Origin of the sequence: Dokdonia sp. PRO95 (genome assembly GCF_000355805.1) — a bacterium.
Lineage (GTDB): Bacteria > Bacteroidota > Bacteroidia > Flavobacteriales > Flavobacteriaceae > Dokdonia.
In genome coordinates this window covers 1,399,296-1,410,926 of record NZ_CM001837.1, presented here as the reverse complement: position 1 = coordinate 1,410,926, position 11,631 = coordinate 1,399,296, and the positions used below count along the sequence as shown (strand labels likewise).

12 protein-coding genes and 2 tRNA genes are annotated in these 11,631 nt (G+C 39.2%); 4 read left to right on the top strand and 10 right to left on the bottom strand.

What is annotated here, in order from left to right; translation table 11 throughout:
- Positions 1 to 4: 4 nt before the first annotated feature.
- From D017_RS06260 to msrA, 3 genes are read left to right on the top strand one after another with little or no spacing between them, the layout of a single operon-like run.
- Positions 5 to 304 (top strand): TIGR03643 family protein, encoded by a 300-nt coding sequence (locus D017_RS06260; protein ID WP_035335403.1) that lies wholly within the window; start codon positions 5 to 7, stop codon positions 302 to 304.
- A gap of 37 nt (positions 305 to 341) precedes the next feature.
- Positions 342 to 776: a DUF2452 domain-containing protein gene (locus tag D017_RS06255; protein ID WP_035335400.1), complete on the top strand. Its 435-nt coding sequence runs from the start codon at positions 342 to 344 to the stop codon at positions 774 to 776.
- Complete coding sequence (gene msrA / locus D017_RS06250; RefSeq protein WP_035335398.1) at positions 766 to 1,305, top strand: peptide-methionine (S)-S-oxide reductase MsrA; 540 nt, start codon at positions 766 to 768, stop codon at positions 1,303 to 1,305. Before D017_RS06255 ends, msrA begins: the two co-directional genes overlap by 11 nt.
- A 106-nt stretch (positions 1,306 to 1,411) precedes the next feature.
- On the opposite strand, the gene D017_RS06245 is transcribed toward msrA, so the two are convergent.
- Positions 1,412 to 2,743, bottom strand: a complete 1,332-nt coding sequence (locus D017_RS06245; RefSeq protein ID WP_035335395.1) for a M20/M25/M40 family metallo-hydrolase — start codon at positions 2,741 to 2,743, stop codon at positions 1,412 to 1,414.
- Between the two features lie 445 nt (positions 2,744 to 3,188).
- On the opposite strand from D017_RS06245, the gene D017_RS06235 reads away from it, so the two are divergent.
- Positions 3,189 to 3,262, top strand: a tRNA-Asn gene (locus D017_RS06235).
- Between the two features lie 74 nt (positions 3,263 to 3,336).
- On the opposite strand, the gene D017_RS15355 is transcribed toward D017_RS06235, so the two are convergent.
- From D017_RS15355 to leuS, 9 genes are all read right to left on the bottom strand, one after another.
- Positions 3,337 to 3,510: a hypothetical protein gene (locus D017_RS15355; RefSeq protein ID WP_160164963.1), complete on the bottom strand. Its 174-nt coding sequence runs from the start codon at positions 3,508 to 3,510 to the stop codon at positions 3,337 to 3,339.
- A gap of 244 nt (positions 3,511 to 3,754) precedes the next feature.
- Positions 3,755 to 3,828 (bottom strand) — tRNA-Asp (locus D017_RS06230).
- 152 nt (positions 3,829 to 3,980) lie between these two features.
- Complete coding sequence (locus D017_RS06225; protein WP_035335389.1) at positions 3,981 to 4,916, bottom strand: DUF58 domain-containing protein; 936 nt, start codon at positions 4,914 to 4,916, stop codon at positions 3,981 to 3,983.
- A 103-nt stretch (positions 4,917 to 5,019) separates the two neighbouring features.
- Positions 5,020 to 5,568, bottom strand: a complete 549-nt coding sequence (locus D017_RS06220) for an ATP-dependent Clp protease proteolytic subunit (protein WP_035338043.1) — start codon at positions 5,566 to 5,568, stop codon at positions 5,020 to 5,022.
- Between the two features lie 200 nt (positions 5,569 to 5,768).
- Entirely contained in the window at positions 5,769 to 6,086 is a 318-nt protein-coding gene (gene trxA, locus D017_RS06215; RefSeq protein ID WP_035335387.1) for a thioredoxin, read from the bottom strand.
- Between the two features lie 146 nt (positions 6,087 to 6,232).
- The gene (locus tag D017_RS06210; RefSeq protein ID WP_035335385.1) at positions 6,233 to 6,934 is read right to left on the bottom strand and encodes a zinc metallopeptidase; all 702 of its coding nucleotides are present in this window, start codon (positions 6,932 to 6,934) and stop codon (positions 6,233 to 6,235) included.
- Between the two features lie 192 nt (positions 6,935 to 7,126).
- Positions 7,127 to 8,233, bottom strand: coding sequence for an alanine dehydrogenase (gene ald, locus D017_RS06205; protein WP_035335384.1), 1,107 nt, complete (start codon positions 8,231 to 8,233; stop codon positions 7,127 to 7,129).
- Positions 8,234 to 8,358: 125 nt separating this feature from the next.
- Positions 8,359 to 8,628: a SemiSWEET transporter gene (locus tag D017_RS06200; RefSeq protein ID WP_081804645.1), complete on the bottom strand. Its 270-nt coding sequence runs from the start codon at positions 8,626 to 8,628 to the stop codon at positions 8,359 to 8,361.
- An 89-nt stretch (positions 8,629 to 8,717) separates the two neighbouring features.
- Positions 8,718 to 11,594, bottom strand: coding sequence for a leucine--tRNA ligase (gene leuS, locus D017_RS06195; RefSeq protein ID WP_035335382.1), 2,877 nt, complete (start codon positions 11,592 to 11,594; stop codon positions 8,718 to 8,720).
- Positions 11,595 to 11,631: the final 37 nt, after the last annotated feature.

Below are 11,631 nucleotides of genomic sequence, written 5' to 3'. Positions count from 1 at the left end.
GACTATGAAAAAGCAAGAAATACCAGAATTTACAGAACGCGAACTAGACCGTATTATAGAAATGGCTTGGGAGGATAGAACTACCTTTGACGCTATAGAAATGCAGTTCGGAATCAAGGAGCAACTTGTTATTGAATTAATGCGTCGTGAGATGAAGGAAAGTAGTTTCCGTATGTGGCGTAAGCGAGTGCAAGGACGTAAGACAAAGCATGAAGCAAAACGTGCTTATGGCATGGATGATGCACGTTTTAAATGCAGTCGTCAAAAACAGATTACACATAATAAAATTTCAAAAAGAAGGTAATACTATACTATTTACTTTCAAGTAAGAGATCACCACTATGACAAAGAAAAAACCAGACCAGGTTGTTTATAATGAAGAGAAAGGCAAGTATGATGCTGCACTTACTCCTTATGCAACAAACTTAGGAGCGCCAGCTATCGTAACTGACGATGTAACTACATGGAAAAACTCAAATATCAGTAAGGTTAATCACCAATTTAAGACTGAATATGAGGAGTTAAAGGCACAGTATGAGGTGATGATGAAAAAATTTGAATATAACAATCTCATCTATGCTGCAAAGTTCTCTTTTGAGCCAATTGTAGGTGCGATTTATCACTTATATCGCTCTAAAAATGGAGAGCCATTTTTGTCTTTAATTTCGCCAGAAGAATGTAATTGGGATTTTGCCGGAACCTTTGAATTAAAGGCCGATAAAATCTGGAACCGACTAGATACTCCAAAAGAGGAAGAAGAAGAAAATGAAAAATAATTTACAACAAGCCACGATAGGTGGAGGATGTTTCTGGTGTGTAGAAGCTGTTATACAACGCTTAAAAGGTGTTTCTAATGTAGTTTCTGGATATGCTGGAGGACAAGTCCCTGGACATCCTACCTATAGAGAGATTTGTTCCGGACTTACGGGACATGCAGAGGTGATACAATTTGATTTTGACCCTGCCGTAATTACCTATGCAGAGATACTTACTGTATTTCTTACCACACACGACCCTACAACCCTAAATAGACAAGGAGCAGATCGTGGGACACAATATAGATCTGTAATTTTTTATCACAATGATGAGCAAAAAGCACAAGCAGAACAAGTGATTAAGGTGGTACAAGAGTATTATGAGGATCCTATAGTTACTGAGGTTTCAGAATTACCTCCATTTTATGAGGCTACACAAGAACACCAAGATTACTATAATGAAAATAGACAGCAAGGATATTGTCGCGTAGTCATAGATCCTAAGGTAGCCAAGCTCAAAAAATTTTATGAGCATTTGCTCGCTTCTTAATACTGGAATAACAAATCGTAAGAAAGCCACATTACTCATAAACATAGAGCAATGTGGCTTTTTAAGTTGTGGTGGGACTAGTACGCTTTCGCGAAAGCGTAACTCATTATCTTTCCATATTAATCAATCTGTAAATCAGAATTGCCGTACGCTTTGTGAGCATTTCTATAGTTTTAATATTTACAGTCTCGCTAGGAGTATGCGCTCCCGTTCCCATAGTTCCCAAACCATCTAGGCAAGCCACATACGCTGCCACAAACGAAGTATCTGCTGCACCGCGCTTTCCAGGATCATAGGCCGCAACAGCAGGACCTCCCATATCTTGACTCACTTGGCTCAAAATTTCAAGCACTTCATAATTTTGAGGAGTAGGTTGCATTGCTGGATAACTATCTTCAAACTCGACAACGGCGCTTGTATGCGGTAAATTATTTGCTACAATCTCACGCATTTTTGCTCGTGCTTCTTCCTTCTGCTCTTCAGAGATAAAGCGAAGACCTCCTTGCACATATGCTGTTTGTGCAACTACATTTCCTTTTCCAAAAATACTTCCTTTGCTTTCTTCTGGGTTGAGCTCCATTGTGGTACCTCCCAACATCATGCCTGGATTAAAAGACAGTAATTCTGGGCCTCTTACTTCATTATAGAACCCGTTGAGAATACGTGCAAGTTCAAAATTTGCTCCTGCTCCTACGCTTTCGCGAAAAATTCCGCTAGAGTGTGCTCTCTTTCCAGTAACTGTAACTTTCCAGTTAGAAGATCCTCGTCTTGCTACGGTAGCATTATCAAATCCTGTCGAAGTTTCAAAACCTAAAGCGATATCCGAATTCTTTGCAGCATCTATCAAATCTTTTCTGCTTATTGTGAGTGGTTTCCCGGTACTTTCCTCATCTCCTGTGAAGGCTACGGTGATTTGCGCATCGTCAAGTAATCCTGCTTCTCTAAGAGCCTTAAGTGCATATAGCACTACTACGTTACCACCTTTCATATCATTTGCGCCAGGACCTTTTGCAATAGAATCATTCACCATTTCAAATTGCTGAAACTCGCTATCGTCCTCAAAAACGGTATCTAGATGTCCTATAAGCAGCAATCGCTTGCCTCTTTTTCCTTCTGTACTAGCAAATAGATGTCCTGCTCTATTCATCTCGGAAGGCATATCAATCCAATTTGTAGTAAAACCTATATCTGTAAAAGACGCAGAGAATACATCGCCCACTTCTTTCACCCCTTTTGTATTGAGTGTACCACTATTAATGTTTACCACGTTTTTAAGAAACTCAATACTTTCCTCTGTATGTGTTTCTACGAGGTTTATAATTTGTAGTTCCTCTTTTGATAATTGTTGTATAGAAGATTGCGCATTGAGTGCTCCTGTTTTCGCGCAAGCAATCATTAAACTAATTACAATTAGAAATAATATCTGATGGTTCTTCATAGGTTTTATATTTAAGAGGCGATTATCTCAAAGATAATCAATGCTCAATAATTCAATTCTTGCGTTATTTTTCATTTTTTTCAAATGGAGGGTAGGAGTTTTTATAATTGGGTGGTTATATAACAAAGAATTAATCCTACTAAAAACAATGTTCCCCCGCTTTTTTGGATTAGTGAAAACTACTTTTGAGTACAATTTCAAAAAAAAGCTGAAAAAACCCTAAGAAATATTTTTCTTGGGGTTTTCTCTTTTTAATTACTCTTCTTTTTGAAAATACCTGATTCTGAACACATAAGAATCGCGATGATTATTTAAGCTCAAGAAACGCATTACTTACAGGTAGGCATGATGAAAAAAAAGTCAAAAAAAAGTCAAAAAAATGCTTGATTTTTTTGGACGAGTGTAAAAAAGTTTTATATTTGCATCCGCTTACAAAAAGTAACACTCCTCAATAGCTCAGTTGGTTAGAGCATCTGACTGTTAATCAGAGGGTCCTAAGTTCGAGTCTTAGTTGAGGAGCTAGTAAGTACAAAGCCACACAGTCCGTGTGGCTTTTTTTTGTGCCTTATTTTAAATGTTTTCAATTACAAGTATTAATTAAAGCTCACTAATATTAATGCTTTCACCACCACCATAAAACCTAGCGCTTGCAACCTCCTGAGCCAATTAAAGCGTTTTACGACATCATCAGCCCTGCCGAAAGCATCATCACTAGAAATATTAAAAAGATGATCAAGAGCTCTTGTATTTGCTAGCACACTACTCATCTAAATAATTAAAGATTGTATCAAGAGTTGTCGTGAAAATCGCGAAACTATAAAGGAAGTTTCACTTCTAGTCTAAGCATCTAAGATTGCTCTGAAACAAAAAAAGCCTTTCCTACAGGAAAAGCTCTTCATCGGATTCAACTACAAATCCTACCACATGTGATGTGGCCAACACAACATCGTTAAAAGTAATCAATTACTTCTATAAACCAAAAAAAGCCCACGGACTGTGAGCTTTTTGTTGCGGTCTGGACGGGACTCGAACCCGCGACCCCCTGCGTGACAGGCAGATATTCTAACCAGCTGAACTACCAGACCGTTACTCCACTTTTTGAGACTTTGAGTATGTCTTAAATTTTTCAGTTTTTCAATCTCTAACTTTTTAATTAGAGAAGCAACATTGCTTTTGCTTCGTTGCGGGTGCAAATATACACTCGTTTTTTGATTACACAAACAAAAAATTAAAATTTTTAAATAAATTTTTGACGCTCTACTAAAAACGTGGTGAGTATAGGTGCAAAACCTTTTTCAATTACTGCTGGAATATACTTGATACGATACTGAGCACAACGTAGTTGCAAGTTTTTAAAGTACGTTTCTACCGCGCTTGTATAAATATCTCTAATATTATCTGCATATAAATTAATTGATGTTCCACTCTCTACATCTACAAATTTACGCGGACTATTATCAAATTTAAAGTCATATTCCTTCTCTTGACTATACGTATGAAAAAGAATCACCTCGTGTTTATTGTATTTAAGATGCTGCAACGCTTCAAATAATTGTTCTTGCTCTACATCATCTTGTAACATGTCTGAAAATAAAAAAACCAGAGATCTACGTTTTAGCTTTTCTGCAATGAGATGTAGATGCTTGTAGGTCGCTGTTTTCTTTTCTGCCTTTGAAAGAGCGGGATCTAGCACACCATTTAATTGATCTAATAACATATGGTGATGTCTATCACTTCCCTTCTCTCCTGTATAAAATTCATAATCGTCACTATAAATACTCATTCCTACAGCATCACGCTGCTTTTTCATGAGATTCATAATAGCGGCACTTGCAAGTGCAGAGAAGCTTATCTTATTAAGATCTGTCACGCTGTGCTCCTTTACAGCGGGATAATGCATAGAACTACTATTATCTAGTATAAGGTGGCAGCGTAGGTTAGTTTCTTCCTCATAGCGCTTTGTATACAGTCTATCTGTTTTTGCGTAGAGTTTCCAGTCTATATGTTTTGTACTCTCTCCAGGGTTATAGATTTTATGCTCTGCAAACTCTGCCGAAAATCCATGAAACGGACTTTTATGCATCCCAGAAATAAAACCTTCCACCACTTGACGCGCCAGCAACTCTAAGTTACCGAAGCCCGAAGTTTTGTTAAGTTCTGATTTGATATCCATTATGGGTACAATTTAAGTAGGTAAGATATATGTTTTGATACATTAAACACAAAGTGCGGAATAAATTCCGCACTTTGTGTTACTCATAAAATTATAAAGGAGACTATCCTTCATAAACCCCATCTGCAATCCCGTAGGCTACAGACTCCTCTGCACCCATCCAGTGATCACGCTGGAAATCTTTCATTATTTTTTCAAAAGTTTGACCACAGTTATCAGCAAGGATTTGTGCGCTCAATTCTTTTGTTTTTACAATTTCTTGTGCTGTAATCTCAATATCAGAAGCTTGACCACGTGCTCCACCAGATGGCTGGTGTATCATTACACGTGCATGTGGCTGTATAAAACGACGCCCTTTCTCTCCTACAGATAAAAGCAGTGAACCCATACTTGCCGCAAGACCTGTACAAATTGTAGAAACTGGACTTTTAATCATTTTAATAGTGTCATACATTGCAAAACCAGATGTCACATAACCACCCGGGCTATTAATAAACAGTTGAATCTCACCATGACCTTGTGCATCTAGGTATAAAAGACGATCTATCACGTGCTTTGCACTTTTATCATCTACCATTCCCCAGAGGAATATCTTTCTATCATCAAGCAACTGACTGTCAATTGCGTCTTGTACTTTCATTTTCTTTTCCATAAACATATGCCGCGATTACGGCTATTTATCGTTCCTGCCTAGACAGAAACCTCATCATTATTTTCTTTTAGTAATCAAAACTGCTAAGTGTTGTATTGTTTTGCTTTCGCGAAACCGTACTCCAATAACAGCGCACTAAAAATACAAAAAGGCTTGGCACAGTGCCAAACCTTTCTGATAATCTTATAAAAAGCTTGGGCTTATAAAAGTCCGTCGATAGCTTCTGTGTAAGTTGCCTTAGGAGCAACGCCTACTTGACGTCCTACTACCTCACCGTTCTTAAACATAAGAACTGTAGGAATGTTACGCACTCCGTATTTTGCTGCAAATTCTTGGTTTGCATCTACGTCTACTTTACCTACTATGGCTTTACCTTCGTATTCTCCTGCGATCTCCTCGATAACTGGCCCTACCATACGGCAAGGTCCACACCAAGCAGCCCAAAAGTCTACTAATACAGGCTTATCGCTGTTTAATACTTGCTCTTCAAATGTCGCATCTGTGATTTCTAATGCCATAACTATATGTGTTTAATGTATTCTTATTAATTTCTGTTATGCAAACTTAGTCAATAATTAATCCAAACCTTACAACGCTTATATCAGCTTTGATTATAGCGTCATTGTGACAGTTTATCATACGTTCATTGACAGGATAACACTTATTATCGTCTATTTCCAAAAACTTGTAACGCAAAGTATGCTAATGTAGCGAGCGAACCTATTGCAGCAACAAGGTATGTTCTTGCAGCCCACTTCAAAGCATCCTCTGCTCCATCATACTCTTGTGGTGTTACCATGTTTTCTGCTTTGAGCCAAGCTAATGCTCGGTTACTTGCATCATACTCTACTGGCAGCGTGATAAGACTAAATATAGTCCCCATTGCATATAGTGCAAGACCAATAATAGCCACAGTACCTCCTATTGAAGTAGACGCCATGAGCGCGACACCACCCATAATAACCCACATACTCATTTTTGAAGCAATGTTTACCACGGGTACAAGCTTAGATCGCATTTGCAACCAACTGTAAGCCGTAGCGTGCTGTATAGCATGACCTACCTCATGCGCAGCAACCGCTGCTGCCGAAGCATTGCGCTGCCCGTAAACCACATCACTAAGATTTACCGTCTTATCTCTAGGGTTGTAATGATCTGTAAGCTGTCCAGCTACAGAAATTACTTTTACATCTGTAATTCCATTATCGGCTAGCATTTTTTCGGCAATCTCTGCTCCAGACATCCCGTTGCGCAGCTGCACTTCTGAATAAAATTTAAATTTACTTTTGAGCTTGTTGCTTACTAGCATACTCACAAGCCCGATAGCTCCTACAATAATATAGTAGCCCATATATCCTCCTAACATAGTCGTTTATTTTAAAGTTGTTTTTAGGTTTCTAAAGTTACAAAAGTATTATGCACAAATTAAGCCAAGATTACAATTCATCTTTTTATCATCAAAAGCCTCAAATACTCGGTGTAATAACAACTACATAAGATTATGGAATACATATGTTGTTTTTTAAAAGTACGCTTTCGCGAAAGCGTAACCCACAACCTATATTGCTAGCGGAACATATGGCACATCAAAAACCTCCGAAATCTCTTGATACACAACATCACCTCCGACGATATTCACTCCTTTTTTAAGAGTAGCATCTTTAAGACACGCAGATTTCCAACCTTGGTCTGCAATTTTCAATACATAAGGCAAGGTCACATTAGTAAGCGCTACGGTGGAAGTATAAGGCACTGCACCAGGCATATTTGCCACGCAATAATGCACTACATCGTCTATAATAAAGACTGGATCTTCGTGCGTAGTAGGTTTTGAGGTTTCCACGCAACCACCTTGATCTACTGCAACATCTACAATTACGGTACCTGGACGCATCTCCTTGAGCATGTCTCGAGTAATAAGTTTTGGCGCTTTTGCACCAGGAATAAGAACACCACCTATAATTAGGTCGTGCGTTTTTATATGTTTACGGATATTAAATTCATTTGAAAATTCTGTCACCACGTGTGGCGGCATGATGTCATTTACATGACGTAGTCGCTTCATGCTAATATCTAGGATGGTTACATGGGCACCTAATCCCGCAGCCATTTTTGCCGCTTGAATGCCTACTACTCCTGCTCCTAAGACTAACACCTTACCAGGACTCACTCCAGGAACTCCACCTAGAAGTACGCCTCGCCCTTTTACGGGCTTCTCTAGATATCGCGCTCCTTGCTGTATAGACATACGACCTGCCACTTCGCTCATAGGCGTAAGTAACGGGAGCGAACGGTCTTCCTCTTCAACCGTTTCATAGGCTATACATATAGACTCGCTGGCAATCATCGCTCTGGTGAGCGGCTCACTAGAGGCAAAGTGAAAATAAGTGAATACGATTTGATCTTTCTTAATGAGCTTATATTCTGGCTCGATCGGTTCTTTTACTTTCACAATCATCTCTGCGCTGGCGTAGACCTCCTCAATCGTGTCAAGGATTGTTGCACCCGCATCTATATAATGTTGATCTGTAAAACCACTATTAAAGCCTGCTGCCTTTTGAATATGTACACTATGACCTCTCTTTACGAGTTCATAGACTCCGCCGGGGGTGATGCCCACCCTGTTTTCATTGTTTTTAATTTCTGTAGGAACACCTATTACCATTGCTTGAATTTTGGCGTCAAGGTAACAGAAACACGAAAAAATGCAGATTATAAAATCCTAAAAATCAAGGGCTATCACAATGATATTATTAAAAATACCTATGGATTTCTAGCAATCTGAAAATGTTATTTTTTACCGTATTTGATTTTAAAATAGAGTAATAAGAAAGAAGAGACTACAGTAATTGCATTTGCTAATATAATGGCGAGACTTTCTTTAAGAACTCCATAAACGAGCCAGAATACAACCCCTACAAAAAACATAGTAAACATAGGAAGACTCAAGCCTGAGACATCCTTAGTTTTCCAGGTTTGATACACCTGAGGCAAGAAAGCCGCCGTAGTAAGTGTGGCCGCAACCAGACCTATAATTTCTATGTTATCAATTCCTGCCATAGCAACAACGTATTATTAATGTAATTACAAAACAAAAGCCTGCTCGTGAGCTATTTGAACACAAGCAAGCTTTATATTACAGCTAGGTGTTACCCTACTATATTTACAATCTTACCAGGCACGATAATTACCTTTTTAGGCGTACGACCATCTAGATACATTTGTGTTTTCTCATTTGCCATAACTACTTTTTCTATCTCATCTTTAGATAGATCTAGTGGTAATTCTAGCGTAAACTTCATTTTCCCATTAAAAGAGATAGGATAGTTCTTTGCACTTTCTACTAAATGACTCGCATCAAATATTGGGAAAGCAGCCTCAGAGATACTTTCTGAGTGTCCAAGCTTGCTCCAAAGCTCCTCTGCGATGTGCGGAGCATAAGGTGCAATAAGGATAACCAGAGACTCCAGCACTTCACGAGAGGTACACTTTTGTGCTCCTAACTCATTTACAGCAATCATAAATGTAGATACTGAAGTATTGAAACTAAAGTTCTCAATATCCTCTTCTACCTTTTTTATTGTTTTATGTAGAGTTTTGAGGCTGTCTTTACTTGGCGCCTCCTCTGTCACATTAAAAGCTTCGTCTGCTCCATTGTGATAGAGCTTCCAGAATTTCTTTAAGAAGTTATGTACTCCTGTAATTCCTGCCGTGTTCCAAGGTTTTGCTTGCTCAAGTGGCCCTAAGAACATCTCATACATACGTAGCGTATCTGCTCCGTATTGCTCACAGATTTGATCTGGATTTACCACGTTGTACTTAGACTTAGACATTTTTTCAACCTCGCGGCCTACTTTGTAAACACCATCTTCTAAGATAAATTCAGCATTTTTAAATTCTTCACGCCAGTTCTTAAAAGCTTCTACATCTAGTTCATCTGATGCGTTAACTAAAGTAACGTCTACGTGGATTGCTTGATAAGATTTTCCTTCTAACAACCCAGCAGAAAGAAATTTACTCGTTCCTTCCTCTCTATACACAAAAGCACTAGTCCCCAAAATCATTCCTTGATTGATCATCTTTTGGAAAGGTTCATCTACACCTACGTGCCCTCTATCTTTTAAGAATTTCACCCAGAAACGTGAGTACAACAAGTGCCCCGTTCCGTGCTCTGATCCTCCTATGTATAAATCTACATTACCCCAGTAATCCATTGCTTCCTTTGAAGCAAAGACTTCATCGCGCTGTGCTTTCTCCATATATCTAAAGAAATACCAACTACTTCCTGCCCAGCCTGGCATGGTATTGAGTTCTAGCGGGTAAATCCCGTCTTGAGACTTCTCGACTGCGCTCGAAGTGACCAGATCGTTAGATACTACTTTGTTATTCTTAGTATCCCATGCCCATACATCTGCACGGCCTAATGGTGGCTCGCCTTCTTCTGTAGGCAGGTATTTTTCTACTTCTGGAAGTTTAATAGGTAAATGAGCAACGTCAATCATCTTTGGGATTCCGTTCTCATAATACACTGGAAATGGCTCTCCCCAGTATCGCTGGCGGCTAAACACCGCATCACGCAATCTATAGTTTGTTTTACCTGCTCCTGCGCCTATTTTTTCTAACTCATAAATCGCAAGTTTTACGGCTTTCTTATATTTTAATCCGTTTAAGAAATCTGAGTTTGTGATAACCGTAGTTGCCTTGTCTGAAAAAGCTTCTTCTGAGATATCTACACCTTCAAAAACATTAGGAATTGCAATATCAAATTTCTTTGCAAAGTCATAATCACGTTGATCACCACAAGGAACTGCCATCACGGCTCCTGTCCCATAACCAGCAAGTACATAATCACCTATCCATACTGGAATAGGCTCCTTTGTAAAAGGATGCTCTGCATAAGCTCCAGTAAATACACCAGAGATGGTTTTTACATCTGCCATACGCTCACGTTCAGAACGCTTTGCTGTTTTTTCAATGTATGCTTCTACAGCTTCTTTTTGCTCTGGAGTAGTGATTTGAGCTACTAACTCATGTTCTGGCGCTAGTGTCATGAATGACACTCCAAAAATAGTATCAGGGCGAGTTGTAAACACCTCTACACTTTCGGCATGATCTTTAAGAGGGAATGTAACCATCGCTCCTACAGATTTTCCTATCCAGTTGCGCTGTGTTTCTTTTATTGATTCGCTCCAGTCTATTCCTTCAAGTCCTTGGATTAAACGCTCTGCATAAGCAGAAATACGCATAGACCACTGTGTCATTTTCTTGCGTATTACTGTGTGACCACCACGCTCAGAAACCCCGTTTACAATCTCATCATTTGCAAGTACGGTTCCAAGTGCTGGACACCAGTTTACTTCCGTTTCGGCGAGATAGGTCAGGCGATATTGTAATAATATATCTTGTTGTTCTTTTTCTGTAAACCCATTCCACTGCTTTGCAGTGAATGGTGTGATATTATCATCACAAGCAGCGTTTACCTCTGCATTTCCAGTTTTCGCGAAAGCGGAAACCAACGTTTCTATCGCTTCTGCTTTATCTGTATCCTTATTATACCAAGAGTTAAAAAGCTCTGTAAAAATCCACTGCGTCCATTTGTAGTACTCAGGATTTGAGGTACGCACCTCACGACTCCAATCAAAAGAAAAGCCAATTTTATCCAGCTGTTTTCTATACCCAGCAATCACATTTCCTTGATTATCTACACCGCCCTCAATATTCACCTTTGTAGTCACTGCAGGATGCTGCCCGGTCTGGATTGCATACTGCTCTGCAGGTAATCCAAAAGAATCGTATCCCTGTGGATGCAATACATTAAACCCCTTTAAACGCTTGTAACGCGAGTACACATCACTTGCAATATACCCAAGCGGGTGACCCACGTGAAGCCCTGCCCCAGAAGGATAAGGAAACATATCAAGCACATAATATTTAGGTTTATCACTGTTATTTGACGCGTGAAAAGTGCCTTTATCTGCCCAGTATTGTTGCCATCTGGCTTCTATCTCGTTAAAGTGGTATTTCATGGTATATGTATTATTTATACGCTTTCGCGAAAGCGTG

What these genes read in the sequence shown, in the direction of transcription:
- ald (WP_035335384.1), bottom strand. Translation starts at nt 8,233, where the DNA reads ATGGTAATAGGTGTTCCTACAGAAATTAAAAACAATGAAAACAGGGTG.
- D017_RS06225 (WP_035335389.1), bottom strand. Translation starts at nt 4,916, where the DNA reads ATGGATATCAAATCAGAACTTAACAAAACTTCGGGCTTCGGTAACTTA.
- D017_RS06210 (WP_035335385.1), bottom strand. Translation starts at nt 6,934, where the DNA reads ATGTTAGGAGGATATATGGGCTACTATATTATTGTAGGAGCTATCGGG.
- D017_RS15355 (WP_160164963.1), bottom strand. Translation starts at nt 3,510, where the DNA reads ATGAGTAGTGTGCTAGCAAATACAAGAGCTCTTGATCATCTTTTTAAT.
- D017_RS06255 (WP_035335400.1), top strand. Translation starts at nt 342, where the DNA reads ATGACAAAGAAAAAACCAGACCAGGTTGTTTATAATGAAGAGAAAGGC.
- D017_RS06245 (WP_035335395.1), bottom strand. Translation starts at nt 2,743, where the DNA reads ATGAAGAACCATCAGATATTATTTCTAATTGTAATTAGTTTAATGATT.
- D017_RS06260 (WP_035335403.1), top strand. Translation starts at nt 5, where the DNA reads ATGAAAAAGCAAGAAATACCAGAATTTACAGAACGCGAACTAGACCGT.
- trxA (WP_035335387.1), bottom strand. Translation starts at nt 6,086, where the DNA reads ATGGCATTAGAAATCACAGATGCGACATTTGAAGAGCAAGTATTAAAC.
- leuS (WP_035335382.1), bottom strand. Translation starts at nt 11,594, where the DNA reads ATGAAATACCACTTTAACGAGATAGAAGCCAGATGGCAACAATACTGG.
- msrA (WP_035335398.1), top strand. Translation starts at nt 766, where the DNA reads ATGAAAAATAATTTACAACAAGCCACGATAGGTGGAGGATGTTTCTGG.
- D017_RS06220 (WP_035338043.1), bottom strand. Translation starts at nt 5,568, where the DNA reads ATGGAAAAGAAAATGAAAGTACAAGACGCAATTGACAGTCAGTTGCTT.
- D017_RS06200 (WP_081804645.1), bottom strand. Translation starts at nt 8,628, where the DNA reads ATGGCAGGAATTGATAACATAGAAATTATAGGTCTGGTTGCGGCCACA.